At 57.6% G+C, this 25,081-nt stretch carries 22 protein-coding genes, 1 tRNA gene and 1 pseudogene; 7 read left to right on the top strand and 17 right to left on the bottom strand.

The window, feature by feature from the left end; translation table 11 throughout:
* Nucleotides 1–133 precede the first annotated feature (133 nt).
* On the top strand, nucleotides 134–550 hold the full coding sequence (locus FIV03_RS20510) for a hypothetical protein (protein WP_022998660.1): 417 nt from the start codon (nucleotides 134–136) through the stop codon (nucleotides 548–550).
* A gap of 94 nt (nucleotides 551–644) precedes the next feature.
* Here the strand turns inward: FIV03_RS20510 and gyrA are convergent, their stop codons facing one another.
* Nucleotides 645–3,452 (bottom strand): DNA gyrase subunit A, encoded by a 2,808-nt coding sequence (gyrA, locus tag FIV03_RS20515; RefSeq protein ID WP_055654254.1) that lies wholly within the window; start codon nucleotides 3,450–3,452, stop codon nucleotides 645–647.
* A 226-nt stretch (nucleotides 3,453–3,678) separates the two neighbouring features.
* On the opposite strand from gyrA, the gene FIV03_RS20520 reads away from it, so the two are divergent.
* On the top strand, nucleotides 3,679–4,314 hold the full coding sequence (locus tag FIV03_RS20520) for a MarC family protein (RefSeq protein ID WP_022998662.1): 636 nt from the start codon (nucleotides 3,679–3,681) through the stop codon (nucleotides 4,312–4,314).
* Between the two features lie 12 nt (nucleotides 4,315–4,326).
* On the opposite strand, the gene FIV03_RS20525 is transcribed toward FIV03_RS20520, so the two are convergent.
* Nucleotides 4,327–4,704, bottom strand: a complete 378-nt coding sequence (locus tag FIV03_RS20525) for a hypothetical protein (RefSeq protein ID WP_152510789.1) — start codon at nucleotides 4,702–4,704, stop codon at nucleotides 4,327–4,329.
* A gap of 129 nt (nucleotides 4,705–4,833) precedes the next feature.
* Nucleotides 4,834–5,238 carry a helix-turn-helix domain-containing protein gene (locus tag FIV03_RS20530; RefSeq protein ID WP_152510790.1) on the bottom strand — a complete coding sequence of 135 codons (405 nt, stop codon included), beginning with the start codon at nucleotides 5,236–5,238 and terminating at the stop codon, nucleotides 4,834–4,836.
* A 106-nt stretch (nucleotides 5,239–5,344) separates the two neighbouring features.
* Here FIV03_RS20530 and FIV03_RS20535 point away from each other — a divergent pair, with 106 nt between their 5' ends.
* A complete protein-coding gene (locus FIV03_RS20535; protein ID WP_152510791.1) occupies nucleotides 5,345–6,358 on the top strand; it encodes a zinc-binding alcohol dehydrogenase family protein in 1,014 nt (337 codons plus the stop codon).
* An 84-nt stretch (nucleotides 6,359–6,442) separates the two neighbouring features.
* Nucleotides 6,443–6,778 carry a TraR/DksA C4-type zinc finger protein gene (locus FIV03_RS20540; protein WP_152510792.1) on the top strand — a complete coding sequence of 112 codons (336 nt, stop codon included), beginning with the start codon at nucleotides 6,443–6,445 and terminating at the stop codon, nucleotides 6,776–6,778.
* Nucleotides 6,779–6,801: 23 nt separating this feature from the next.
* Here the strand turns inward: FIV03_RS20540 and FIV03_RS20545 are convergent, their stop codons facing one another.
* From FIV03_RS20545 to guaA, 3 genes are all read right to left on the bottom strand, one after another.
* Nucleotides 6,802–7,323 (bottom strand): hypothetical protein, encoded by a 522-nt coding sequence (locus tag FIV03_RS20545; protein ID WP_152510793.1) that lies wholly within the window; start codon nucleotides 7,321–7,323, stop codon nucleotides 6,802–6,804.
* Between the two features lie 114 nt (nucleotides 7,324–7,437).
* Nucleotides 7,438–8,211: a class I SAM-dependent methyltransferase gene (locus FIV03_RS20550; protein WP_152510794.1), complete on the bottom strand. Its 774-nt coding sequence runs from the start codon at nucleotides 8,209–8,211 to the stop codon at nucleotides 7,438–7,440.
* Between the two features lie 242 nt (nucleotides 8,212–8,453).
* Complete coding sequence (guaA, locus tag FIV03_RS20555) at nucleotides 8,454–10,025, bottom strand: glutamine-hydrolyzing GMP synthase (protein ID WP_152510795.1); 1,572 nt, start codon at nucleotides 10,023–10,025, stop codon at nucleotides 8,454–8,456.
* A 267-nt stretch (nucleotides 10,026–10,292) separates the two neighbouring features.
* Here guaA and FIV03_RS32060 point away from each other — a divergent pair.
* Nucleotides 10,293–10,550 (top strand): annotated as a pseudogene (locus FIV03_RS32060) (tetratricopeptide repeat protein); the annotation flags it as partial.
* A gap of 6 nt (nucleotides 10,551–10,556) precedes the next feature.
* Nucleotides 10,557–11,492 carry a tetratricopeptide repeat protein gene (locus FIV03_RS20560; protein WP_286202211.1) on the top strand — a complete coding sequence of 312 codons (936 nt, stop codon included), beginning with the start codon at nucleotides 10,557–10,559 and terminating at the stop codon, nucleotides 11,490–11,492.
* Between the two features lie 19 nt (nucleotides 11,493–11,511).
* Here the strand turns inward: FIV03_RS20560 and FIV03_RS20565 are convergent, their stop codons facing one another.
* The 4 genes from FIV03_RS20565 to FIV03_RS20580 form a co-directional block, all read right to left on the bottom strand.
* Nucleotides 11,512–12,804: an RsmB/NOP family class I SAM-dependent RNA methyltransferase gene (locus FIV03_RS20565; protein WP_152510797.1), complete on the bottom strand. Its 1,293-nt coding sequence runs from the start codon at nucleotides 12,802–12,804 to the stop codon at nucleotides 11,512–11,514.
* A 50-nt stretch (nucleotides 12,805–12,854) separates the two neighbouring features.
* Nucleotides 12,855–14,357 carry an IMP dehydrogenase gene (gene guaB / locus FIV03_RS20570; protein WP_152510798.1) on the bottom strand — a complete coding sequence of 501 codons (1,503 nt, stop codon included), beginning with the start codon at nucleotides 14,355–14,357 and terminating at the stop codon, nucleotides 12,855–12,857.
* A gap of 204 nt (nucleotides 14,358–14,561) precedes the next feature.
* On the bottom strand, nucleotides 14,562–15,269 hold the full coding sequence (locus tag FIV03_RS20575) for an RlmE family RNA methyltransferase (RefSeq protein ID WP_022998673.1): 708 nt from the start codon (nucleotides 15,267–15,269) through the stop codon (nucleotides 14,562–14,564).
* Nucleotides 15,266–16,924: a Ppx/GppA phosphatase family protein gene (locus FIV03_RS20580; protein WP_173013997.1), complete on the bottom strand. Its 1,659-nt coding sequence runs from the start codon at nucleotides 16,922–16,924 to the stop codon at nucleotides 15,266–15,268. The genes FIV03_RS20575 and FIV03_RS20580 overlap by 4 nt, the downstream gene beginning before the upstream one ends.
* A 343-nt stretch (nucleotides 16,925–17,267) precedes the next feature.
* Here FIV03_RS20580 and FIV03_RS20585 point away from each other — a divergent pair.
* Nucleotides 17,268–17,341: transfer RNA gene (locus tag FIV03_RS20585), tRNA-Gln, on the top strand.
* Between the two features lie 271 nt (nucleotides 17,342–17,612).
* On the opposite strand, the gene FIV03_RS32065 is transcribed toward FIV03_RS20585, so the two are convergent.
* From FIV03_RS32065 to FIV03_RS20615, 7 genes are all read right to left on the bottom strand, one after another.
* Nucleotides 17,613–17,810, bottom strand: a complete 198-nt coding sequence (locus FIV03_RS32065) for a 5-deoxy-glucuronate isomerase (protein ID WP_353622176.1) — start codon at nucleotides 17,808–17,810, stop codon at nucleotides 17,613–17,615.
* A gap of 27 nt (nucleotides 17,811–17,837) precedes the next feature.
* Nucleotides 17,838–17,966, bottom strand: coding sequence for a hypothetical protein (locus FIV03_RS32070; RefSeq protein ID WP_353622177.1), 129 nt, complete (start codon nucleotides 17,964–17,966; stop codon nucleotides 17,838–17,840).
* Between the two features lie 261 nt (nucleotides 17,967–18,227).
* Nucleotides 18,228–20,072, bottom strand: coding sequence for a 3D-(3,5/4)-trihydroxycyclohexane-1,2-dione acylhydrolase (decyclizing) (iolD, locus tag FIV03_RS20595; RefSeq protein WP_152510799.1), 1,845 nt, complete (start codon nucleotides 20,070–20,072; stop codon nucleotides 18,228–18,230).
* Nucleotides 20,069–21,985 (bottom strand): 5-dehydro-2-deoxygluconokinase, encoded by a 1,917-nt coding sequence (gene iolC / locus FIV03_RS20600; protein ID WP_152510800.1) that lies wholly within the window; start codon nucleotides 21,983–21,985, stop codon nucleotides 20,069–20,071. The genes iolD and iolC overlap by 4 nt, the downstream gene beginning before the upstream one ends.
* Nucleotides 21,986–22,036: 51 nt before the next feature.
* Nucleotides 22,037–22,921, bottom strand: coding sequence for a formyltetrahydrofolate deformylase (gene purU, locus FIV03_RS20605; RefSeq protein ID WP_152510801.1), 885 nt, complete (start codon nucleotides 22,919–22,921; stop codon nucleotides 22,037–22,039).
* Nucleotides 22,922–22,976: 55 nt separating this feature from the next.
* Nucleotides 22,977–23,978: an inositol 2-dehydrogenase gene (gene iolG / locus FIV03_RS20610; RefSeq protein WP_152512010.1), complete on the bottom strand. Its 1,002-nt coding sequence runs from the start codon at nucleotides 23,976–23,978 to the stop codon at nucleotides 22,977–22,979.
* A gap of 42 nt (nucleotides 23,979–24,020) precedes the next feature.
* Complete coding sequence (locus FIV03_RS20615; protein WP_286202212.1) at nucleotides 24,021–25,079, bottom strand: Gfo/Idh/MocA family oxidoreductase; 1,059 nt, start codon at nucleotides 25,077–25,079, stop codon at nucleotides 24,021–24,023.
* Between the last annotated feature and the right edge of the window lie 2 nt (nucleotides 25,080–25,081).

Below are 25,081 nucleotides of genomic sequence, written 5' to 3' on the forward strand. Positions count from 1 at the left end.
ACAAGTAGAACGCAGGCATGAACGCGTCTTTTGCCAGTAACTGACATTGTGTGACGACCGTCACAACTCTCTTTGCAAACCTGGGTCAAAGTGGCTCCATCGAAATCAATTGGCGTGAGCAGGAGCCAGCATCATGAGGAGCACTACTACAATCGACCGGACCGCAACGGCTATCGCGGTGCGTCCTTTCGCCTTTCAGGCAAAGGCAATCGATCCGGCCGGACAATTCAAGATGGCCGCTATTTTCGTTCTTGCGTTGTTGACGATGATTGCCGCTGGCATGATGAGCATGCACCCGAGCAAAGCATCGCAGGCAGAAGGTCTGACCAGCCTGGCAACTCAGGGACTTGCTTCCACCAAGTCCGACCGCGCTGTGCAAATTCCGGCATCAAAGGCTTGTGAAACACAGGCTTGGGGCGCTTGGAGCGAAGACTGTGCAGCTGCACTGACCGGTGCGAACCGTGTACGCAACGTTTCCTTCGTCACCGTCGAGAAAACTGCACCAACCGTAAATGAAACAATTCTGGCCCGTTACCCCGTGGCCAACTGAGCTTCGTCTCAGACCTCCCTCCCCGTAACGGCAAACAGCGGCTCAGGTTCCACCCTGGCCGCTGTTGTCGATTTCAGGCCTAGCCAATCAGAGATCAGGCTTCAGGAGGCGTTTCATCGCCTTCGGCGGAATCGTTCCCGGCGTCATTCTCACCCGGTTCAGCTGAACCCTCAGCCTCTCCTTCCAGGGCGTCTTCGAGTACATCGTCTTCATCGACTTCGGAAATCCCTTCGACCGCAACGACCTTTTCATCGGCTGCCGTCTTGAAGACGATCACGCCCTGGGTCGCACGTCCGGCGATGCGGATACCGTCCACCGGACAGCGGATCAACTGGCCACCATCCGTCACCAGCATGATCTGGTGGCTGTCTTCGACAGGGAAAGACGAGACCAGACCGCCATTCCGGCTGTTGACGGCCATGGCCGTGATGCCTTTGCCGCCTCGGCCGGTAACCCGGTACTCGAAGGAAGACGTCCGCTTGCCGTAGCCGTTTTCAGAGATGGTCAGGATGATCTGCTCGGCTGCACTCATCTGAGCGTAACGCTCCTGAGGCAGATCGCCGGCAACTACGCCCTCTTCGTCTGCGCCGTTACCGTTCTCATCTGCTTCACCACGCATTGCGCGGGAAAGCTTCAGGTAGGCGGCGCGCTCTTCTGCCGTCACATCGATGTGGTGCAGGATCTGCATGGAGATCACACGATCCTCATCGGCCAGACGAATTCCGCGGACCCCGACGGAATTACGACCGGCGAAGACACGTACATCCGTCACGGGGAAGCGGATACACTGACCGAAGTTGGTCGTCAGCATCACATCGTCATGTTCAGAACAGGTGTCGACGCCGACAATCCCGTCACCGTCTTCCAGCTTCATGGCAATCTTGCCGTTCCGGTTGATGTTGACGAAATCGGACAATTTGTTGCGTCGGATGGTGCCACGTATGGTCGCGAACATCACATCCAGATTTGCCCAGCTGTCCTCGTCTTCCGGCAATGGCAGGATCGAGGTGATCTGTTCGCCCTGTTCGAGAGGTAGCAGGTTGATCAATGCCTTTCCGCGCGAGGTCGGCCCGCCGAGTGGAAGACGCCACACCTTCATCTTGTAACAGATGCCGCGCGAGGAGAAGAACAGAACCGGCGTGTGGGTATTGGCGACGAACAGCCTGGTGACGAAATCCTCGTCCTTGGTCGCCATGCCGGACCGGCCCTTGCCTCCGCGTCGTTGTGCACGGTAGGTCGCCAGCGGCACGCGCTTGATGTAGCCACCGTGAGACACCGTCACGACCATGTCTTCGCGCTGGATCAGGTCTTCTTCGTCGAAATCTGCCCCGCCTTCGATTATTTCGGTTCGGCGCGGAGTTGCAAATTCTTCCTTGATCTCAAGCATTTCGTTGCGGACGATCTCCTGGATCCTGGCCCGTGAGCGCAAGATGTCGAGATAGTCGGAAATTTCCGCACCGATCTTGTTGAGTTCTTCCTCGATTTCATCGCGGCCCATCGCCGTCAGGCGCTGCAGACGCAGATCGAGAATGGCTCGTGCCTGTTCTTCAGACAGTTTATAGGTGCCATCGTCCTGCACCATGTGGCGCGGATCGTCGATCAGAAGAATGAGCGATTCAACATCCTTTGCCGGCCAGTTGCGCTCCATCAGCTGCGCTCTCGCCGTTGCCGGGTCCGGTGCGCTGCGGATGAGCTTGATGACTTCATCAATGTTGGCAACTGCGATGCCCAGGCCCACCAAGATGTGGGCACGGTCACGGGCTTTCTTCAGCAGGTAGCGTGTGCGGCGCTGGATCACCTCCTCACGGAAGGAGACGAAGGCGCGCAGCATGTCGGAGAGGTTCATCTGCTCCGGCTTGCCGCCGTTCAGAGCAACGATGTTGGCACCGAACGATGTCTGCAACTGGCTGAAACGGTAGAGCTGGTTCAGGATCACGTCCGGAACCGCATCGCGCTTCAGCTCGATCACGACCCGCATGCCCGAGCGGTCGCTTTCGTCACGGATGTCCGAGATGCCCTCGATACGCTTGTCGCGCACCAGTTCGGCAATCTTCTCGATCATCGTCGATTTGTTGACCTGATACGGGATTTCCGTGACGATCAGCGCCGTCCGGTCCTTGCGTACTTCCTCGACGTCGACTTTCGCCCGCATGACGATCGAACCGCGGGCCGTTTCATAGGCACTACGGATACCCGACCGACCGAGGATCATGCCACCCGTTGGGAAATCCGGGCCTGGAACGATCTGCATCAGTTCTTCGAGGGACATCGCCGGATTTTCCATCACGGCAATGGCGGCATCGATCACTTCGCCCAGGTTGTGCGGCGGAATGTTGGTTGCCATGCCGACTGCGATACCGCCGGCCCCGTTGACGAGGAGGTTCGGGAACTTGGCAGGAAGGACGACGGGCTCGCTCTCGGAGTTATCGTAGTTTTCCTGAAAGTCGACCGTCTCCTTGTCGATATCGTCCAGCAGTTTGTGGGCGACTTTTTCGAGACGGCACTCGGTGTAGCGCATGGCCGCTGCTGGATCGCCGTCGATGGAGCCGAAGTTGCCCTGCCCGTCAATCAGCGGTAGCCGCAGCGAGAAATTCTGCGCCATGCGCACCAGCGCATCGTAAATCGCGCTGTCGCCATGCGGGTGATACTTACCCATGACGTCACCGACCACGCGGGCCGACTTGCGATAGGGCTTGTTCCACTCGTAGCCGTTTTCGTGCATCGAGTAGAGAATGCGCCGGTGAACCGGTTTGAGGCCGTCGCGGACGTCAGGCAGCGCACGCGACACGATCACGCTCATCGCGTAATCGAGATAGCTGCGCTTCATTTCATCGACGATGGAGACCGGTTTGATATCGGACGGAAGACCGTCAGTGGGCGTGCTGTTGTCCTGGTCAGCCAAGGAAGACACTCATTTCATTGTTATTGCTTGCTCTTTTATATCCGATTCAAGACGCCGCTCCAAATTCTCGGCGCTTTTCCACCTAAGTAATAAGGGTTTAATTTCAATGCTTTACGAGGAGTATACACAGGGGGCAAAAATCATTTGGCTTGAGAACATGCCAGCACCTCGCAAAGCACTATAGTAAGGCGACAAAAGCGCCTGAAAAACCGGTCCGGGAATCGCCATGCTCGACTACTACATCAACGCCTTCGCGACCTTATTTGTCACCATTGATCCGGTCGGTCTGGCCCCGATGTTTCTTGCAATTACGGCTGGCATGAGCAAGCACGACAGGCGCAAGGTCGCCATTCGGGCGACCATCACGGCGGCGGCCATCCTCCTTGTATTTTATGCCTCCGGACAGACGGTTCTGAATGTACTTGGCATCTCCGTTTCCGCATTCAGGGTCGCCGGAGGCATCCTGTTGTTCCTGATCGCGATCGAGATGATTTTCGGCAAGCGCCAGGCGCGTAAAACCGAAACCGCCGAAAAGGCGATGGAATCAGAAGCGCATCATGGAACGATCAATGAACTCGCCATCTTTCCTTTGGCGATACCGCTTATTTCGGGACCTGCGGCAATCTCCGCGATCATCCTGTTGTCCAGTCAGGCTCCGGATACCCTTGCCTATGCAGGCCTCGGCGGCGTCATCGCGATCATCCTGCTGAGTTGCATGGGTGCCTTTCTCTTGGCTGACAAGATAGAAAGGCTCCTGGGAGAAACCGCGCAATTGGTGATCACCCGTCTTCTTGGCGTGCTGCTGGCAGCTCTATCCGTACAATTCGTTGCGGACGGCATTTTGGCCTTTATCCGCACCTGACTGAGGCAACGCTTAACGGTCCAGGTCCAACTTGTATTCTTGTGGTGAAACACCATGCACCGTGTCTCGGGCCCGGATGATGACCTGTGACACGCCCTCTGGAATCGTGATGCCCGATTGGGATCGCGTGAAGGGTTGTTCGTCGACATGGGGGTGAAGGAGCACTCTCTCGCCTAACAATTCTCCGTCTGGCGTAAAGATCTGCCAGAGGTCGGCGTAGTGATCCCAACCCGTGTCGTCATGCCTGAGCGTTACCGCGAAGGTCCACGAGCCTGCAGATCCGGTTGCTTTTGCCGAGACAATCTCGACCTCACCTGCCCGTGCTGAGCACGCTCCGAACACCGAGGACAGGAACAACACCGCAAGCACTGTCGAACATCTTAGGTTCATGACGCATTTCTCCCCTGGATTTCGCGGGAGCATCCTCGCAACGGGCTGAGAATTGACAAAGTCACGAATGCGTCAGGGAGGCTCAACGGTTTGCGAACGACAAACGAAACCCATCAGCCTGAAAGTTCGTCAGCCTGCCTGCTGAAGGTGGCTGTCCCGTTTAAACCCTTTTGGCCAGAGCGTCTTGTTTTCGTTCCCCCAGCGTGCAAGGGCCTTCACCACTGGTTCCAGCGAGACGCCTAGGTCGGTCAGTTGATATTCAACCTTCGGTGGAACAACGGGATAGACGGTCCTCACAATCAATCCGTCAGCTTCCATACTACGGAGTTGAGCGGTCAAGATCCGTTGTGTGATGTCCGGAAGCGCTTTCTGGAATTCGTTGAAGCGCATGACATCTTTTTCCATCAGCAGGAACAGAATGACGCCTTTCCACTTGCCGTCGATCAAACTGAGCGCTGCTTCGACAGCACAGCCCGGATGGCAGCCATAAACGTCCTTGACCAGTTTGGGTCCTGATTTCCTAACGGTATCCATATTGTGCCTAAGGTTCTTTTTTGTGAGTTACGGCTAGAATTGTGCATTCTTGCGCCAAACGATTTTATGTTCAATTTGATTGGTACGCAAATCAGGAGAACACAGCATGCGTGCCATCGGATTTTTTGAACCGCTTCTTATTGATGACCCGAAGTCGTTGACTGATCTCGACCTTCCAAGGCCGGTGCCTTCCGGAAAGGATCTTCTCGTTGAGGTCAAGGCTGTTGCGGTCAACCCAGTCGACACCAAGGTGCGGCAATCCCGAACTTCGCAAAACGGCGTGCCCGTCGTCCTTGGATACGACGCAGCCGGGCTCGTCACCGAAGTGGGACCTGACGTTACCAGCTACAAGGTGGGCGACGAGGTCTATTATGCCGGCGACATCACCCGGGACGGAACCAACTCGGAGTACCATCTCATTGATGAACGCATTGTGGGCCGCAAACCCACGAGCCTGAGCTTTGCGGAGTCAGCTGCCATGCCCTTGACGGCGATCACCGCCTGGGAAGCCCTGTTCGACCGGCTGAAGGTGAATGACCCGGTTCCTGCTGGCTCGAACACTCTCCTGATCATTGGCGGATCGGGTGGCGTCGGTTCCATAGCAGTTCAACTCGCTCGTCAATTGACGAACATGACAATTATCGCAACTGCTTCAAGACCGGAGAGCCGTTCCTGGGTGAGCGAGCTTGGTGCGCATCATGTTCTCGATCATTCAAAACCGATGGCGCCTCAGATCGAAGCCCTGGGACTGGAAGCCCCCGGCTATATTTTTTCGACAACGCACACAGAGCAACACGTGAACGATATTGCAGAATTGATCGCGCCACAGGGGCGTTTTCTGCTCATCGACGATCCCGACAACGTCAGCATTGGGCCCTTCAAACTGAAGGCGATATCGATCCACTGGGAGATGATGTTTACCCGTTCCATGTACCAGACGACCGATATGGATGAGCAACGCAAGCTTTTGAACAACGTCGCTGACCTTGTTGATGCTGGAAAGATCAAGACCACGTTGACGGAAGTGATTGAACCCATCAACGCAGATAATCTGCGCCTGGCGCATCAGAAGATTGAAAGCAATAAAACCATTGGGAAGATCGTTCTAGCCGGGTTTTAGGATCAAGGGATGCCGTTTAACCGGTGACACCTGCCCCTTGCACATTCAGGCCGCCATCTTCATGCTTTCGTTGGAGGCTTGGAGATGGCGGAACACAACGTTGAAGACATTCGGATCAAGCTTTTGTCGCTCAAGACCGAACTTGAAACATTGAGCGAGCTGTCCGGGGAAGCCCGTGCCACGGTGGAGCTAGATCAGCAATCTGTCGGTCGATTGTCGCGTATGGACGCGCTCCAAGGGCAAGCGATGGCACAGGCATCCGAGCGGCAGCGCCGGGCGACTATCCAGAAAATCGAGGCAGCCTTATCAAGGTTGGAAGCTGGCGAATACGGCGACTGTGTGGAGTGCGGTGAAGAGATTTCCGAGAAGCGGCTACAGGTAGATCCTGCCGCAGCATTCTGTATCAAATGCGCAAGATAGTGAGACAAACTTCTTAGTCAGGCCTATCGCACGAAATGTCGACGCAAGCCTGTCAGGAAATCCGACACTTTTCGTGAAATCTCAACCAGCGGGAACGCCCTCAACCGAGCTTCCGTCCAGTCCATCTGCGGAGCAAGCTGCATCTGCAGGTCGATTAGGGCTTGTCGTTCCCCAATACCAAGTGGAAGTTTTTCAGCCGCTGCCAGGAGCAGCAGTTTCTCATGAATTTGCCGCAGGACGGAAAGCGCCTCTCCCATCCGTTCCGTAAGTCCGGGATCATCCCGCCATGTGTGCCCGTGAAACACTTCCTGCGTCACACGTTGTCCTGCACCGTGACAATCATAGCTAATGCATCCACTGAAACCGAGACGCGACCTGTCATCGAAGATGGCACAACGTCCGCAGCTATCCAGGTTCGGGCAAACCTCGCCTGCTGCCTTGTCGATACCAAAGGACTCTGATCGGTCAAATGCAAAGACAACACAGCAAAGGGCTGCACAAGAAGCACAGTCTGGTGTCAGATCCGGTAGCCGTGGTGTATTCATTCACGCTCAAATCTCAACAAGGCGCTAGGTCACCAAATTCGAGAGCTCATGTTGCGATCTTTCGAAAGCCTGTTCGGTATTCAAATCTATTAAGTTGAGCAATCCAGTCTCTTTTCAAGAAGCGACTTCTTCACTGTCAGCTCTGACTGCCATGAAGGACTTGGTCAAAAACAGGAATTTTTCCTGCTTGACCAGTGCATCATCGAAAAGCGCCTTGAACATGGACTTGCTCAGCAGGCGCGCACTTTCGACGATTTCGACAGCCTCATCGGTATTGGCCCCCTTTGCCCAGTGCCCCAAGGAAAAATGAGCAACAAGCCAGACCCTTATAGGCTTCGGCAGCCAATGGAAAAAGAGCGTCATGCAATGCGGCTCAATGGGGAACCAGAAATTTGGTGTCTGGACAAAATAACCGCCGTGGAAATCCCGGATGTTTGACGCAAACCGCTTCATTTGCGCCCAGTCGCCAACATGCTCGATTACCGAATTTGAATGGATCAGGTCATAGTCCTGCGGGTCCAGGTAACTCCAGATGTCTTCTGTGGCGTTACCTGTCAAAAAATCAAATCTCCCGTCCGCCTCAAAGACTTGAGATCCCGGAAGATTCAGAAGGGTAATCTGTACGTTGTTGCGATCAAGAAAATCTTTGTCGAGGATGTTCCAATATTGAACTGTCCCGCCAATATCTAGTATTTTTACACGGCCTTTCTCAGAAAAATTATTCTCTATCAAATCACAAAAATACTTAATTCTCTTTTTTCTAGCTGCTTTACCGAGACTGAAGCCATCATTTTCATATCCAGAAATAATTTTAGTTAATTTACTCACTTCAATCATTCCTATCTTTAGTTGGTAAAGCAACTGATCGAGCAACAGTTCAAGCACCATTTATATGAGCGCGCGCAAATATTCAGTTAATCGAAACGAATTGCAGTTCGCTCACACCATCGAGGTGCAATAAACAAAAGCAAATGCACGAGCACAATCACTGACCTTTCGCCAATGCATGCAGCCTCGACAATCGTTCGTGCAATCACATTCCAGCGTTCGCAGAGTTACCTGCGATATTTCGGTCCGCACACGTCAAGACCCGCCAAGCGACGTCGGGTCCAAGTGATCCAAAGCCTTGCTTATTCCCACTCAATAGTGCCGGGAGGTTTGGACGTAATGTCATAGGTTACGCGGTTGATGCCCTGTACCTCATTAATGATACGGGTTGCCGTCTCACCCAGGAAATCATGCGTGAAGGGGAAATAGTCGGCAGTCATGCCGTCAACTGACGTCACGGCTCTCAACGCGCAGGCGTAGTCGTATGTCCGGCCATCGCCCATGACACCCACGGTACGCACAGGCAGTATCGCTACAAAAGCCTGCCAGATGTCGTCGTAAAGATCGTGCTTGCGGATCTGGTCGATATAGACCGCATCTGCCTTTCGCAGGATTTCCAGTTTTTCGCGGGTGATTTCACCCGGACACCGAATGGCAAGTCCAGGTCCCGGGAAGGGGTGGCGGCCGATGAACTTCTCGGGAAGTCCGAGTTCACGGCCAAGCGCCCTCACCTCGTCCTTGAAGAGTTCACGCAGCGGCTCGACCAGCTTCAGTCCCATCTTTTCCGGCAACCCGCCGACATTATGATGCGACTTGATGGTGACCGACGGACCTCCGGAGAAGCTGACGCTCTCAATCACGTCCGGATAGAGCGTACCTTGAGCGAGAAACTCAGCGCCCTCAATCTCATTTGCATGTTTCTGGAAAACGTCGATGAACAGTTTTCCGATGATCTTGCGTTTGGTTTCCGGGTCGGAAACACCGTCCAGCTCTCCCAGGAACAGTTCGCTCTCATCCGCATGGATCAAGGGAATGTTGTAGTTATCCCTGAACATGGACACCACTTCTTCCGCCTCGTTCAGGCGCAACAAGCCGTGGTCCACGAAGACACATGTGAGCTGATCCCCGATCGCCTCATGGATCAACACAGCAGCAACGGAGCTGTCGACACCACCGGACAGACCACAAATGACCTTCTTGTCACCGACCTGCTCGCGGATGCGCGCAATGGCATCGTCCTTGTAGGCTCCCATTGTCCAGTCACCGGTAAAGCCGGCAAGTCGGACGAAATTCTCATATAGCTTCTTGCCGTTCGGCGTGTGGTGCACTTCCGGGTGAAACTGTACGGCGTAGAAGTTTCTCTCCTTGTCCGCGGTAATCGCGTAGGGAGCGTTTGGCGATGTGCCGAATACCTCAAAGCCTGGTGCGATCCGGCTGACATGGTCGCCATGGCTCATCCAGACCTGTTCTTTCCCGTCGGCAAACCATCCATCCAGGATCGACAGTTTGTTCTCGACAGGTGTCACGAATGCTCTGCCAAACTCGGCCGTGCCGCCACCGCCGGAAATCTTGCCACCGTCAACCTGTCCGCCCAGCTGCTGCATCATCACCTGTTGGCCGTAACAGATCCCCAGGATCGGAACGCCCATTGTGTAGACACTTTCCGGCGGACGCGGTGAACCGTCTCGCGTAACCGAATCCGGCCCACCTGAGAAAATTACCGCTTTGGGCGAAAACTCGCTCAAAAAGGCGTCGGTAACATTCTGATATGGATGGATTTCACAGTAGACATTTAACTCGCGCAGGCGCCGCGCGATGAGCTGCGTGACCTGGGAGCCGAAGTCGATGATAAGAAGGCGCTGATGCTGGGTCATGGCCAGCTTCTAACCGGTCTTTTGAGTAAAATGAACCCGAATTTCACAGCCGATGCTGTCCCGCACAAGATTTTGCTGCCAACTCCGGTTCCGCGGCTTTCTTGTGTCGTAACTTTGGCAAGCAAATGTTTCCGGCGGACAAGCTGTGTACGGCTGAATTTCGCTTTTGACCGGCGCGCGCCTGCTCCTTAGGTTAACCATAAGCCCCCGTGCTTCGTCTCCGGTGAGACAAGCTGCTGGCAGGTGCTTTTAGGATAACCGACCCAGATGACCGCAGCTGCCCGTAAAGCGTTTGAAGAAGCCGTAGCCCTTGAAAATGCGGGCAATCTTGACAGGGCGCTGGTGTCTTATCTGAAAGCCCAGGAACTGTCGCCGGACGACACGGAAATTGCCTACAGAACGGCATCCGCGTTGCTCCAGACCGGGTATCTGGACGAGGCGCAATCGCAGTTACGCCGCATCGTGTTTGCCGAACCGGACCACCTGAACGCTCGCGCGAGCCTCGGGAACTGTCAGCTTCTGCTCGGTGACATGGCAAACGCCCGGCAAAATTTTGCTGATGTGCTCTCCCAAGCACCGGATAATCGAAACGCCCTATACGGTCTTGCCAGTGTTTTGCTGAAAGAAGACAAACCCGAAGAAGCTTCCGTTCCGGCCCGACGCCTGGTCGAGCTATTGCCGGACACTCCAGCTGTCTTGTCTCTTTTCGCAGACACGCAAGCGCGTGTTGATCAAAAGGCAGCAGCGATCGCTGCTTATCGGAAAGCGCTGAAGGCCGATCCGGACTACGGACCCGCGCTCATTGGCCTGTCGCAGACATTGCTGCTGCGTAAACGCTTTGACGAAGTGATCGAACTGACGATCCGGGCAAGTGAGCGAGCGCCGGCAGACCCGCTCCCTCTGGACCTGTTGTCCGATGCACTCGCCGGGAAAGGCGCCCTGGAAGATGCTCGTGAAGCGGCGCTTGCCGCGTTGAAGCTATCTCCGAGATCAATACAGACCCACGTTCGGCTGAGCAGTATTGCGCGTAAGTTTGGAGATCATGGTGCAGCTCTGAAACACGCCCTGGCCGCGCACGATCTCGACAAATCTGCAAAAGAACCTCTGAATGCACTTGGAGCCGCCCTCGCCGCACTCAAATATTCCAACCAGGCCAGATCCGTCCTGACAGCCATGTCTCGAGGCGACGGTCTGGAGCCGGCCATTCGAGAACTCGTCGAAGGCCTGGTTGTCGCCGAAAGGAAATCAACGGAAGCAGGTCCTGTGAGTTCCACTGCAACTTCAACTAGGGAAGAACCCTCGTCAGATAGTCCTGACGCTGCTGCAAAAATCGCTCAAGAAGCAGAAACCAAACAGGAAATTCAACACCAGGAAACCCTGGAGCCCGTGACTTCGAAGAAGATGCTAGCAACAGACGGCGATCAATTGCCGAACGTTCTCGGGCTGCGCCGTCAGGACAGATCCTGACGGCAAAAACTGTCTGAACTCACTGCACCCGCTGGAACAGCGCAATGAAGAAACCGTCCGTTTGGGTAGACCCGGGCGTCAGCAGAATGTCGCCACGGTCGGAAACGTATTTCGGGAACCGTGCATCCGGCAGAGTTGTTTTCCAGATATCCAGCGCTGAAACAGACTGGAACGACGGAAATTGCTCCAGGAACCAGTCCGCCTGGGCCTGGTTTTCCTCACGCAGGACGGAACAGGTCGCGTAGGCAAGACGTCCCCCCGGCTTGACGTATCTGCTCGCACTTTCCAGTACACGGCGCTGGTCTTCGATACGATCCTGCAAGGCCTTTTCTGCCAGCTTCCACTTGGAGTCCGGTCGGCGACGCCACACGCCGGTCCCCGTGCAAGGGGCGTCAATAAAAACCAGGTCCATCTGATCGACAAGATCGTCGAGGCTTGAAGTTGCCGGATCCTTCACCTGAATGTTTCGTACACCGGCCCGCTGCAGTCTTTCGTGGATTGGAGCAAGCCTGAGACGGTCGGCGTCATAGGCGTATAGCTGACCCTTGTTCTGCATGGAGGCAGCAAGAGCCAATGTCTTGCCACCACCGCCAGCGCAAAAGTCCAGCACTTGTTCACCAGGTTTGGCTTGCGCAAGATGAGCCGCCAGTTGGCTGGCCTCGTCCTGCAATTCAAACCAACCCTTTCGGTAGCCTTCCTCAGCCTGAACATGCGGCATGCGGCCAAGATCAGGCTTGGCCTCGATGCGCGCACCAACTGGTGACAGCGGTGTTGCATTTGCCCCGGTATGAGCCAGCCGCTTGAGAACCTTGTCCCGATCAGATTTGAGCGTATTGGTTCTCATGTCGACCGGGGCGCGTGTTGCCAGCGCCTGGCCTTCTTCAATGGCTCTTTCGCCGAAGACGGTCTCAAAATGCGGCCAAAGCCATTCCGGAATATCTGCCTGTTCAAAAGGCGACGGCGTGCTGTCAGGCTCCTGCGACAGGCAAGCGATTTCATCAGCTGACAATGCAGCCGGAGCATGATGGTCCTGCTCAAGAATGTCGCTTAACGCCTGCAGGCCTTTGCCCCAACCCAGGCAATAGGTCGCAAGAACGACGGCTCTTGCCGAACCGTCTTTCATTCTTGCACCAAGTGAAGCCTTGTTCCGAAGTGCGTCAAACACGAGATTGCCGATGACCGTCCGGTCACCGGAACCTGCAAACCGGTGCGCGGAACCCCAGTCTTTCAGGGCTAGCTGCACAGGCCTGTGCCGCGTTTCCACTTCAGTCAGGACTTCAATTGCCGCCGCCAGGCGTCCGCCATCTTTCATGCTGATCCTTTGCGGGGCGCCTGTAGCAAAGCGCCCCGATACCGAGTGGTTTAAACGTTGGACGGGTAATTTGGGCTTTCCCGTGTAATCGTCACATCATGGGCGTGGCTTTCCCGCAGGCCTGCACCAGAGATCCGCACAAAACGCGCCTTTTCCTGAAAATCAGGAATGTTGCGGCCGCCAACATAGCCCATGGCAGCCCTCAAGCCACCTGCAAGCTGATGCAGAACGCTGCCAAGCGCACCTTTGTAAGGCACCTGCCCTTCAATGCCTTCCGGTACAAGTTTGAGACTGTCGCGTACTTCCGCCTGGAAATAGCGATCGGCCGACCCCCGCGCCATGGCGCCGACGGACCCCATGCCCCGATAGGATTTGTAGGATCGTCCCTGGTGCAAATAGACCTCGCCCGGACTTTCTTCGGTGCCTGCCAGAAGGGAGCCGACCATGACGGACGCCGCCCCGGCGGCAATCGCCTTGGCAAGGTCGCCGGAAAATTTGATGCCGCCATCAGCGACCACCGGCACGCCTTGCTTGTCCGCTTCGTTCACTGAATCCATGATTGCCGTTAGCTGCGGAACGCCGACACCAGCGACAATTCTGGTGGTGCAAATGGAACCCGGGCCAATACCGACTTTTACCGCATCTGCACCGGCATCGATCAAAGCCTTGGTTGCGTCACTGGTCGCCACGTTGCCTGCCAGTACCTGCACGGAATTGGAAAGGCTTTTTACCCGGCCGACCATGTCGAGAACCTTCTGGGAATGGCCATGGGCCGTGTCGACCACAAGAAGGTCCACGCCTGCGTCAATCAGACGTTCTGCACGGGCAAACCCCTCTTCCCCGACGCTGGTTGCCGCTGCAACGCGCAACCGGCCCTGATCGTCCTTGGACGCATTCGGATTGAGCTGCGCCTTTTCCATGTCCTTGACGGTGATGAGACCGATACAGTTCCGGTTGTCATCCACGACCAGAAGCTTTTCGATGCGGTTCTGATGAAGGAGCCGCTTGGCGTCATCCTGGCTGACGTTCTCGTTGACAGTAACGAGACCGTCCTTCGTCATCAGTTCATGGATTTTCTGGTCGGGATTGGACGCGAACCGCACGTCCCTGTTTGTCAGGATGCCAACCAGCTTGCCAGTGGCCTGACCGCCTGCTCCGCCGTTTTGAACGACCGGAACGCCGGAAATGCCATACCGTTTCATCAGGTCAAGAGCGTCCTGCAGGGTCGCGTCCGGCCCGATGACCAGCGGATTGACCACCATCCCGGATTCGAACTTCTTGACCATCCGGACCTCTTCGGCCTGCTGGTCGAGAGAGAGGTTGCGGTGAATGACACCAATGCCACCTGCCTGAGCCATAGCGATTGCCAGACGGCCTTCGGTAACTGTGTCCATTGCCGACGAGATGATCGGAATATTGAGTTCAAGTTCCCGTGTGACCCGGGTGCGCAGGTCAACTTCACCCGGCATGACTTCCGAGTGGCCAGGGATCAGCAAGACATCGTCGAACGTCAGGGCTTGCTGTCCAGTGGTAGGGACATAGAAGGATGCCATTGCCAATTCCCCTTTGTAAAAAAATAGCTGAGACGCACGCTTTGATCAAAAGCCTGCATCTTTCGAGTCGCTTCGGCTGTGCCGGAGAAGTTGGCGCGGGTCAATAACACGCAGGTGACAGAAAGAAAAGGGGGTGACGCCCGCTATGAGGCGTTCCCCCTGTCAGTCTCGGCAAACCGGCTTCCCTGTCGACTTGAAAACGGTTCAGTCCGGATCAAGATCACTTCCACGAAAGCCCTTCGCGATCACATAAAGTTCCGGGCTTTCCTTGCGACTCGCCGGCGGTTTCAGATGGGCGACCGATTTGAATTCGCGTTTCAGGTCGTTAAGCAGTGCATTTTCCGTCCCGCCCCGAAAAACCTTCGCCAGGAACGAGCCTCCCGGAACGAGGTTGCGTCTCGCGAAATCGATTGCGATCTCGAATAGATGCGTCGTGCGCAAATGGTCGGTCTGCTTGTGGCCGGTCGTCGGTGCCGCCATGTCGGACAGAACGACATCGGGCTTGTGGCCACCGAGCGCTTCCAGCAAGGCGGCTGGAGCATCGTCGTCCAGAAAATCCTTTTGCAGGAATGTCGTTCCTCGCACGTGGTCCATTTCCAGATAGTCGATCCCGACCACCTTGGGCGCTTCCACGGAAGACTGCACCCTTTCCACCGCAACCTGACACCAGCCACCCGGTGCGCAACCAAGATCGACCACCCGGTAACCGGGTTTCAGCAATTTGTGCTTGTCGTCGATCTCTATCAGCTTGTAGGCAGCTCGCGACCTGTAACCGTCCATCTTCGCGCGGCGCACGTAAGGATCGTTCAATTGCCTCTGCAGCCAACGCGTGGAGGATTCGCGCCGACCAGCGGACGTCTTCACCTTGACGTGGAGACCTCGGTCGCCTGTTCCCTTTTTGCCCTGACTCATGTTCTGTTCCCTTGGCGCCCGCGATTATGCCGAGAGCCGTTTTTGCGGTGCGACCAGACACCATCGGCCGCCATCAATTCTGTAAGAATGCCTTCGCGCAGTCCTCTGTCCGCGACGCGCAGACGCGAGCAACTCCAACGGCGGCGGATAGCTTCCAGGATGGCACAACCTGCCAGAACAAGATCAGCCCTATCCGCACCAATGCATGGATTATCCACGCGCGCCTCATAAGGCATGTCGCGCAGCTGATCAATCATTCTGGAGACGTCCCCATCTTCCAGCCAGGTTCCGTCGACCCTGCGCCTGTCATAACGTTTCAGGCCCAGGTGCACACCTGCCAGTGTGGTGACCGTACCAGATGTTCCGAGCATATGGACCCTACCCGACGCGATTGCTTCGGTCAGGTTATTAGCAAGATTGAACGCTGCCAGATGTTCGGCGGCATCTTCAATCATCGCCTCGAAGATATCCGGTGTCACGTGAACACCGCCATGCCGCTCTGCAAGGTTGACGACGCCGACCGGCAACGAGATCCAGGACCGGATGAAGCGGGTCAATGCATAGCCTCGCGCACCACATCGGTTGCGCAGGTCCAGCCAGACGATCTCCGAGGACCCTCCGCCGATATCGAACAGAATCACGCCATCGGCGTCGTGATCCACAAGCGAAGCGCATCCGGCGACTGCCAGGCGGGCCTCTGTCTCGCGGTTGACGACTTCGAGCGCCAAACCTGTCTCCGCTTTCACCCTTTCGATGAAGTCAGCGCCATTTTCAGCTGCCCGGCAGGCCTCCGTCGCGATAAGCCTGGAGCGAGCAACCCCTCTGTCGGCAAGTTTCCGGTGGCATTGGGCAAGAGCGTCGATTGCCCGTTCCATGGCCGCATCGCTCAACATTCTGTTCGAGCCGACACCTTCTCCCAGGCGCACTATTCGGGAATAGGCGTCGACCACACGAAATCCGCGATCTTCAGGTCGGGCGATCAAAAGCCGGCAATTGTTGGTCCCAAGATCAAGCGCAGCATAAAGCGGAGAGTTGTTCCTGCCCGCAGACCGATCATATGGTGCCGGATTACGAGAACCGTCGACCTGTTCCTTCCGGCTTGCTGACGGGCGATTTTCACCATCCCGACGCACGCGCAAATCAGGATTACGGTGGGAGGGTGTACCGGTACTCTTTTCGAGTGTCTTTGAGCTGACAACGATGTCGCCATCGTTTGTCCTTGCAACAGGTGCTGCTTCCGCTCCGTTGGCGGACTGTTTGCGCCGCCGGCCGCGTCTGCGGGCTGCCTTCTTTCCCTTCAGGCTCGTCGTGGTGTCAGTTTGTCGTTCCGCACCATCCTGGTTCAGCCCGCCTGCCTGGACGTTTTGCACGCCCTCACCAGTGGCTGCCCGTCCGCGCTTCCGTTTTTTGCGACGCTTCTGGGAAGTGGACGCACCATCACCCCTTCGCGCAGGCTGTTCCTGCGCGGCGAGTGCTTGATCGACGGGTCCGGTTACAGCACTGGACGGAATTTGCCCGTCCGTTTCAGGCACTCCGTTGACGACACCGTTTGCCTGTGTCGCAGAGTTGCCTTTGGGGCGCTTGCCAGACTTGCGCTTTCGGCGCCGTCTGGATGTTCCCCCGGGCTCCCTGGGAGCCCCGCTGGTTCCGGACACATCAGGGGTACGACGCCCTTTCTCGGGCGGTTCCTGACCTGACTGAGTCACGTTTTTGCCTTTCAGATCTCCAGTGCTGCCGCCGTTTTTCAAGGGGCGCTGCTGGGGACTGCGTCTTTCGTTGACAAAACTGTAACAGGTTGCCCCTCGCCGGAAAAGCTTTCCTTGAAACGAATGCATACAGTCTTTCGCGAGACTTTCCACAGGCATGCAATTTCACAAAAAAGTCGTCGACGGGTCTTGCAATCGTGAATGTGATGGATGTATATGCGGCACACCAATCGAGAGCGACCCATCATTTCGCCCTTTACCGACGATTGGCAGCTCGCCATATGAGCATTGTTGGGGAATAGGTTAACGGTAGACCCACGGACTCTGACTCCGTTAGTCCTGGTTCGAATCCAGGTTCCCCAGCCAACTCTCTTTCAAGTCATCGATATTATTGAGATAATCGGACTGACAAATCCGTACTCTCAGTAGATTCGACCGACTGATGCCCAAAACTGGTCCCCGGAACTGGTGCCCAAAAGCGCCTTCCGGCTCAAGGATATCGGGCTATGGCTCGTCGACACGACATTTAGAGTCACATACGACGCGGAAACATCTGGTGCCGGCGCCCTCACCTTCCAGTCCCTCTTTCTCAATCAGACCTTAGCCGGAAGCTGTCATTCAGCCTGAGACAATCGGATCACCACAGGGCTCGGTTCATGGCGCGGCGCCTGAACTCCAATGCATCGCTCAGATTTACTTGGCGAGACCAGATCGTCGGATCGGGGCGGTGATAATAGATTTCTTCCAGATAGGTGATGCGCGGAAAGTCGTCCTCGTCATGGCGATGGCTTGGATAGGACGACCGGTGGCCGGCACGCGTGAAAACCTCCGTCACCCACAGGCTGTCGCAATGGGCCTCGTTTTACATGTCGAAGTTGTTGATATAGTTGGTGTTGATGCCCTTGTCCCGCTCCCTGAGGCTGATGGCGTTCGGGCCGATGCGGCATGCTTCCTGCCCGCCTTTGCCGGGTGCCGAATAGACTGTGATCACGCAACCGGTCTCCACCGTCGCGCGCCAGTCCGTGCCGTTGGAAAGGTAGAAACAGTGTCGCGGCAGATGATCGGGTTTAGTTAGCGCCCCAAACGGATTCATCACATATTCGAACCTCATCCTGAGGAGGACCTTCAGGTCCGTCTCGAAGGATGGGCGGCACGCTCAGGATCAAGCGGCCCATCCTTCGAGACAGCGCTTACGCGCTTCCTCAGGATGAGGTCTTGAGAGAGGAGATCGGTGTGCTGCGGTGCCTCTCCCTCAATCGACCAGGTTCTGGTGCTTCAGCGCGTCGACATAGCCCTCACGGGCCTTGTTGACTTCGGTCCGTTCGGAGACCTCCGGCACGGCGACGTCCCACCAGTGACCGCCACCGTTCTCGCCCGGCCCGTGCATCGGGTCCGTGTCGATGACGATCACCGTCGGAATGGCCCGGTCCTTCGAGACGAGGATCTGCGCTTCCAGATCGGCGATGTTCTTCGCCTTTACCGCGTGGGCGCCCATGGCGGCCGCGTGGGCGACGAAGTCGATGTCCGGCTGCGCCTCGACATTGCAGTTTTGATAGAGGTTGTTGAACTGGTTGCCGCCGGTGCCCATCTGCAGCCGGTTGATGCAGCCGTAGCCGCGGTTGTCGGTGAGCACCACCGTGAACGGCACCCGCCGCATGACGGCAGTCGCCAGTTCCGAGTTTGCCATCATGTAGGATCCGTCACCGACGAAGCAGACGACATCCCGCTCCGGCTGCGCCAGCTTGATGCCCATGGCACCGGCAATCTCGTAGCCCATGCAGGAATAGCCGTATTCCATGTGATAGCCGCCCTGCGGCGCCTGCCACAGAAGCTTCAGGGCGCCCGGCATGGTGCCGGCCGCGCACATGGCGATGGTTTTTTCCGAAGACGTCCGCTGCACCGCGCCGATAACCTCGGCGTCGAGCGGCAGGTAGCCTTCGGGCACATCGGTCCGTGCACTGCAGTGGGCATCGACCTTGGCCAGCCAGTCGACACGGGACTGCGGATTGAAAGCCGATTTTGTTTCTGCACCGAGTGCAGCTGAGATCTTCTCCAGAGACACCTTCGCATCGCCGATGACACCGACGGCGCCATGCTTCAGGGCGTCGTAGCCCTGAACGTTGATGGAGACGAGCTTGCGGCCCGGTTCCTTGAAGAGCGCCCAGGAGCCGGTGGTGAAGTCCTGGAAACGGGTGCCGATGCCGATGACGAGGTCCGCGCTTTCGGCAATCTCGTTGGCGCAGGCCGAGCCGTCGACCCCGGCAGTGCCGAAGTTCATCGGATGAGACTGGGCCAGCGCCGACTTGCCCGCCTGGGTCTCGATCACCGGAATGCCGTGCCTGGTCGCAAACGCGCCAAGAGTTTCTTCAGCCTGCGAATAGATAACGCCGCCGCCGCAGACCAGAACCGGGTTCTTCGCGGATTTGATGAGGGCGACAACATCGGCGATGTCCCGGTTGTCAGGTTCCGGGCGTCGGATGCGCCAGACCTTCGGCTCGAAGAAGCTTGCCGGATAATCGAAGGCTTCTGCCTGCGTGTCCTGGCAGAAGGCCAGGGTCACCGGGCCGCAGTTGACCGGGTCGGTCATCACGCGGAAGGCGCGCGGCAGGGCCGTCAGCAGGTGTTCCGGGCGGCTGATGCGGTCGAAGTAGCGCGATACCGGGCGGAAGCAGTCATTGGCCGAAACCGTGCCGTCGTCGAAATCCTCCACCTGCTGCAGCACCGGGTCGGGTGCCCGATTGGCAAAGACATCGCCGGGGATCAGCAACACCGGCAGGCGATTGACATGGGCAAGGGCTGCGGCGGTCACCATGTTGGTGGCGCCGGGGCCGATGGATGAGGTGACGGCCATCGCCCGTGTGCGCTTCTTGGCCTTGGCATAGGCGATGGCCGTATGGGCCATCGTCTGTTCGTTCTGGCCGCGCCAGGTCGGCAGGGCATTGCCGGCCTGCTCAAGCGCTTCGCCCAGACCGGCAACATTGCCATGGCCGAAGATCGCCCAGATGCCGTCGATGAAACGCTCGCCGTCCTCGGTCATCTGTGCGGAGATATACCGCACCATGGCCTGCGCGGCAGTAAGGCGGATTGTGCCGGTCATGCAACTTTCTCCTGACATTGAGCCCTGGCGCCATCCCAGATCCGGCAGAGGCGGGCATACTTGTCCTTCATGCACGCAATAGCGGTCGCATCATCGGCCTTGCCTGCCAGCCAGTCCCGCGCTGCGTCCGCGAAAATAGTCCGGCCGACGGCAAAACCCTTCACCAGCGGGAAACGGGCGGCCCGTTCGAAAGACGCCGCCAAGTCAGCTTCAGGCGCCTCGAGACCGAGAACCACGATGCCCCGCGTACGCGGATCGTTGCGCTCGATGGCCTCGACAGACTTTGACCAGGCTGCATCGGTCTTGAAAGGTTCGAGTTTCCACCAATCGGGATAGACGCCAATGTCGTAAAAGCGCTGGATCACACGTGCCGTGGTATCATCGTCAATGGGTGCGACCTTGGAGGGGATGACTTCCAGAAGGAATTCCAGCCCGTTGCGGCGCGCGGCCGAGAAAAGCCGCAACACCGTCTGTTCCTGGTCAGCCCAGGTGGTCGCATCGTCGTCCGGATGGGCAAAGCACAGGCACTTGACGACATGGTCGAGCGGCCATTCGGAAAGGCCCCCATAGTCAGGTCCAAGCTCCGGTTCGAGGGTCAAAGGACGGGAACCGGGCCATTCCACCGGACGACCGATCCAGAGCCCGGTCCCTGCGGCCTTGTAAAGCGCGTCGCGTCCGAGGCGGCCATCGCAGAGAATGCCGTAGCCCGCCTGCCCGCTCGCAACTTCCCCCGCAGCCTGAAGGCAGAGTTCCTTGAAGCGGCCGATCTTTTGCTTCGTGGCACCCTCCATCTGCTCAAGCTGCATGCGGTGATCAAAGGCAAAGACCCGCATTTCCGGCCAGACGCCGTTACGATTTGTCGCCCAATGCACCTGTTCCAGCTTGACGTCGTTGCGCAGGTCAGGCTGCCTGATGCCACGAGAGAAGAAGAATTGTAGCTCTTCCCAGCTCGGATACGCGGGCGTGCAGCCATGGCGGGACACAGCGAAGGCGCCGCACGCGTTGGCGTATTTGAGCGCCACCGGCCAGTCCTCGCCATCGAGCCAGCCTTTCAGGAGACCGGACATGAAACCGTCCCCTGCGCCAAGCACGTTGAAGACCTCGATCGGGAAGCCTGGTCCGGAAATGCCGTCGTCAAGATCGTCCGGGATCTTGCCGGTGAAGGCGACTGCGCCTTTTGCACCACGCTTGCAGACAAGGGCGGCGTTGGAGACCTTGCGCACCGCCCGAAGGGCTTCCACCGTATCGGTCGAGCCACCCGCGATGTGGAATTCTTCTTCCGTGCCGACGATCAGGTCGAAGAGATGTAGCGTCGACTGCAGCTTGGCGGTGACGGCGGCGCTTTCGACAAAGCGGCTTTCGCCGTCGCCATGCCCCGCGACACCCCAGAGGTTCGGCCGGTAGTCGATGTCCAGAGCGGTCTGCAGACCATGTTCACGGGCAAGACTGAGAGCCTTCAGGACAGCGGCTTCCGTACGCGGGTGACTGAGATGGGTACCTGTTGCCACGACCGAACGGGCATCGCGAATGAGGTCCGGATCGATATCGTCTTCCGTCAGTCCCATGTCGGCGCAATTCTCGCGGTAGAATATCAACGGAAACTGTTCCTGATCGCGGATACCGAGCAGCACGAGTGCGGTCAATCTGTCCGGATCAGTCTTGACCCCGCGCGTATCGACGCCTTCCCGCTCCAGCTCTTCACGAATGAACCGCCCCATATGCTCGTCACCGACGGCGGTGATCAGGCCGGACTTCAGGCCAAGCCGCGCCGTGCCGCACGCAATGTTGGTGGGCGAGCCGCCGATATACTTGTTGAAACTGCCCATGTCCTCAAGACGCCCGCCAATCTGGGCGCCATAGAGATCGACGCTGGATCGTCCAATGGTAATGACATCGAGTTTCTTCTGGGTCATGGGGCAATCCTCTCGCGTTTTAAAACGCGTTCTCTTGTTCTTGGGCCATCGTCAGCCCATGCGTTCGGAAGCAAAGGAACCGGGCGACGGAGGGAAGACGACGGTCTTGTCTCCGTTCAGAAACACACGGCCGTGGATGTGGGCATGGATCGCTCTGGCAAGAACCTGTGCCTCGACATCGCGACCAAGCGAGACATAGTCGTCCGGCGACTGGGCATGGGTAACCTTGATCGTGTCCTGCTCGATAATCGGACCCTCGTCGAGATCCGCCGTGACGTAGTGAGAAGTCGCACCGATGTTTTTCACGCCCCTATCAAACGCCTGCTTGTAGGGATTGGCACCCTTGAAGGACGGCAGGAAGGAATGGTGAATGTTGATAATCCGCCCGGACATCTTGCGGCACATGTCGTCCGAAAGGATCTGCATGTAACGGGCAAGAACCACCAGTTCGGCACCGGTTTCTTCCACCACATCCATGATGCGCGCCTCCGCTTCGGGCTTGTTCTGCTTGGTCACCTTGATGCAGTGGAAGGGAATGTCGTGGTTCACGACCACCTTCTGGTAATCCATGTGGTTGGAAATCACGCCGACGATGTCGATCGGAAGTGCGCCGATGCGCCAGCGATACAAAAGATCGTTCAGGCAGTGACCGAAGCGCGAGACCATGATGATGACCTTGCGCTTGACGTCCTCGTCGAAGAATTCTGCCTCCATGCCCATCTTGCCGGCGATGGCGGCAAAGCCCTGGCGGAGTTCATCGAGGCTGCGTCCCTCTTCCGAACGGAAGCTGACACGCATGAAAAAATTGCCGGTATGGACGTCGTCGAACTGGGCGCTGTCGGTGATGTTGCACCCCTCCCCGGCGAGAAAGGTCGAAATGGCAGACACGATCCCGCGGGTCGAGCGGCACTGAACGCGAAGGGCGAAACGGGTCATCTTCTTACATGAACTCCTGGCGGGACTATGGGCAGCCGGAGCTGCCCGCCCCTTATTACGGGTAGACGCTGTCGAGGCTGACGGGTGTGCCCTGGCGGGCGGAGAGCGTTGCCGCTTCCGCCATGGCAAGCGCGGCAACGCCGTCCTGCAACGTCACGGGCAAGGGTTTGCCGCCGGTCACGGCTTCCACGAAGGCAGCCCACTCGGCTTTGTAGGCAGGCATGTAACGTTCGAGGAAAAAGTAGGTCGGCTTGGCACTGGAGACCCCGGCAGCCGTGGACTTAACTACCGTGTTTTCCAGCATGTTCTCCGCTTGCAGCAGGCCGTCCGATCCCAGCAATTCGACACGCTGGTCGTAGCCGTAGACAGCACGGCGAGAATTGCGGATGACGGCGAGACGACCGTCGGCATAGGTCATGGTGACGATGGCCGTGTCGACATCGCCGGCGGCACCGATCTCGGGGTCGACGATCGACGTCCCGACTGCCGAGATCGTCACCGGCAACGCGCCCATGATGAAATTGGCCATGTCGAAATCGTGGATCATCATGTCCCGGAAAAGACCGCCGGAGACTTTCACGTAGGCAACAGGCGGGGGAGCGGGATCGAAGGAGGTGACGGCCAGCATTTCCCCCTTGCCAATGTCACCAGCCTCGAAAGACGCTTTCAACGTTGCAAAATTCGGATCGAAACGGCGGTTGAAGCCGATCATCACGGGCTTGCCACTCGCCGTCGCGGCCTCAAGACACGCCTGGGCTCGTGCCAGACTGAGATCGACCGGCTTCTCGCACAGGACCGCCTTGCCAGCGGCGGTTGCTGCCTCGATAAGGTCCGAATGCGTGTCCGTCGAGGTGGCGACCAGAACGGCGTCGATGCTGCTGTCGGCAATGATGTCTTCCGAGCTGCAGGCATTGGCACCGTATCTCTCGGCAAGGCTTTCGGCTGCCGGCATGTTCACATCGGATATAGCGGCCAGCGCACTGCCCGGATGCCCGGCAATGGCGGCAGCGTGCACCTGACCGATGCGTCCCGCCCCGAGAAGACCAACTTTCAGCATTTTCATGGGTCCTTTCAACGACCTGTGCGCCTGATACGGCGACTAAAGAGAGATCGACCGGCCTTCTGCGGCGCTTTGTCTTGCGGCATCGAGCACTGCGAGCGTTCTGGTGCCCTCTTCGGCTGTGACAGGCGGCAGACCACCGCCGAGAACAGCGTGGGCAAAGGCTTCGTAATAATCGTGGTAGCGGCCCTGCTCGGATTTCACCGGAGAAACACCCTTTGCGGTGCGCAAGGCCCCCCAGTTGGCCGGAGGCTCGAAGCCCCAGTCCTTCAGATTGTTGACTGGTCGCTTGCCGGCAAAGATCGACTGGGCCTGTATGTCCATACTTTGCGCGACGTAGCCGCCCGCATCGCCATAGGCGCGCAGTTCGCGCGTGTTGAGGTGATTGAGCTTGCTTGCGGAGATATGCGAGTGCGTACCACTCTCGTGCCGGAGCGTGATCGTGAAGCCGGCGTCTGTCCTGCCTTGAGGCAGGTCGACAAAGTCGAGCTGGGCATCGACGGTAACCGCAGGCCCCAGCAGCCACAGCATCTGGTCGACCAGGTGGCTGCCGAGGTCGCGCAGCAATCCCCCGGCAGGTCCCGCTTCCAGTGTCGCCGGATCGTCGAAATCCATGCGCGAGTGGATCCGCCAGATCTTGCCGAGGCTGCCGTCACGAATGACCTTTGCCAGCGTCTGTATATCTGAATCCCAGCGCCTGTTCTGGAAAACACCCAGGACAACGCCTTTTGCTTTCGCGGCGGCATCCAGTTCCCGCGCCCCTACCGCAGAAGGCGCGAAGGGCTTGTCGGCGATGACATGAAGATCGGCTTCAATTGCCTCCAGTACCAGATCTCGCCTTGTCTGTGGCGGTGTGGTGATCGTTACCGCGTCGATGCCACCGGCCGCGATCATGTCGGAGAGGCTTGCAAAGACCGGAAGATCCGGAAAGTCTTCCCGGACCGACTGGATGGTCGCGGGAGCCCGCGCAACGATGCCGGTCAGTTCCACACCCTCGGCGGCCATCATGAAAGGTGCATGAAAGTGCTTGCCGCCGGTGCCATATCCGACCAGACCGATGCGCATCGGACGGTCCACTCTTGTTTCCGCTTCCAGCATGA

The organism is Labrenzia sp. THAF187b, from assembly GCF_009363375.1.
In the GTDB taxonomy this organism is placed as follows: Bacteria; Pseudomonadota; Alphaproteobacteria; order Rhizobiales; family Stappiaceae; genus Roseibium; species Roseibium algicola.

Bases quoted from the DNA above. Each gene is read 5' to 3' on its own strand.
- FIV03_RS20550 (WP_152510794.1), bottom strand. From the start codon at position 8,211: ATGGTGCTTGAACTGTTGCTCGATCAGTTGCTTTACCAACTAAAGATA.
- FIV03_RS20565 (WP_152510797.1), bottom strand. From the start codon at position 12,804: ATGAAAGATGGCGGACGCCTGGCGGCGGCAATTGAAGTCCTGACTGAA.
- FIV03_RS20575 (WP_022998673.1), bottom strand. From the start codon at position 15,269: ATGAGTCAGGGCAAAAAGGGAACAGGCGACCGAGGTCTCCACGTCAAG.
- guaA (WP_152510795.1), bottom strand. From the start codon at position 10,025: ATGACCCAGCATCAGCGCCTTCTTATCATCGACTTCGGCTCCCAGGTC.
- purU (WP_152510801.1), bottom strand. From the start codon at position 22,921: ATGACCCGTTTCGCCCTTCGCGTTCAGTGCCGCTCGACCCGCGGGATC.
- guaB (WP_152510798.1), bottom strand. From the start codon at position 14,357: ATGGCATCCTTCTATGTCCCTACCACTGGACAGCAAGCCCTGACGTTC.
- FIV03_RS20615 (WP_286202212.1), bottom strand. From the start codon at position 25,079: ATGCTGGAAGCGGAAACAAGAGTGGACCGTCCGATGCGCATCGGTCTG.
- FIV03_RS20560 (WP_286202211.1), top strand. From the start codon at position 10,557: ATGGCAAACGCCCGGCAAAATTTTGCTGATGTGCTCTCCCAAGCACCG.
- FIV03_RS20535 (WP_152510791.1), top strand. From the start codon at position 5,345: ATGCGTGCCATCGGATTTTTTGAACCGCTTCTTATTGATGACCCGAAG.
- iolC (WP_152510800.1), bottom strand. From the start codon at position 21,985: ATGACCCAGAAGAAACTCGATGTCATTACCATTGGACGATCCAGCGTC.
- iolG (WP_152512010.1), bottom strand. From the start codon at position 23,978: ATGCTGAAAGTTGGTCTTCTCGGGGCGGGACGCATCGGTCAGGTGCAC.
- FIV03_RS20525 (WP_152510789.1), bottom strand. From the start codon at position 4,704: ATGAACCTAAGATGTTCGACAGTGCTTGCGGTGTTGTTCCTGTCCTCG.
- FIV03_RS20540 (WP_152510792.1), top strand. From the start codon at position 6,443: ATGGCGGAACACAACGTTGAAGACATTCGGATCAAGCTTTTGTCGCTC.
- FIV03_RS20545 (WP_152510793.1), bottom strand. From the start codon at position 7,323: ATGAATACACCACGGCTACCGGATCTGACACCAGACTGTGCTTCTTGT.
- iolD (WP_152510799.1), bottom strand. From the start codon at position 20,072: ATGACCGGCACAATCCGCCTTACTGCCGCGCAGGCCATGGTGCGGTAT.
- FIV03_RS20510 (WP_022998660.1), top strand. From the start codon at position 134: ATGAGGAGCACTACTACAATCGACCGGACCGCAACGGCTATCGCGGTG.
- FIV03_RS20530 (WP_152510790.1), bottom strand. From the start codon at position 5,238: ATGGATACCGTTAGGAAATCAGGACCCAAACTGGTCAAGGACGTTTAT.
- FIV03_RS20520 (WP_022998662.1), top strand. From the start codon at position 3,679: ATGCTCGACTACTACATCAACGCCTTCGCGACCTTATTTGTCACCATT.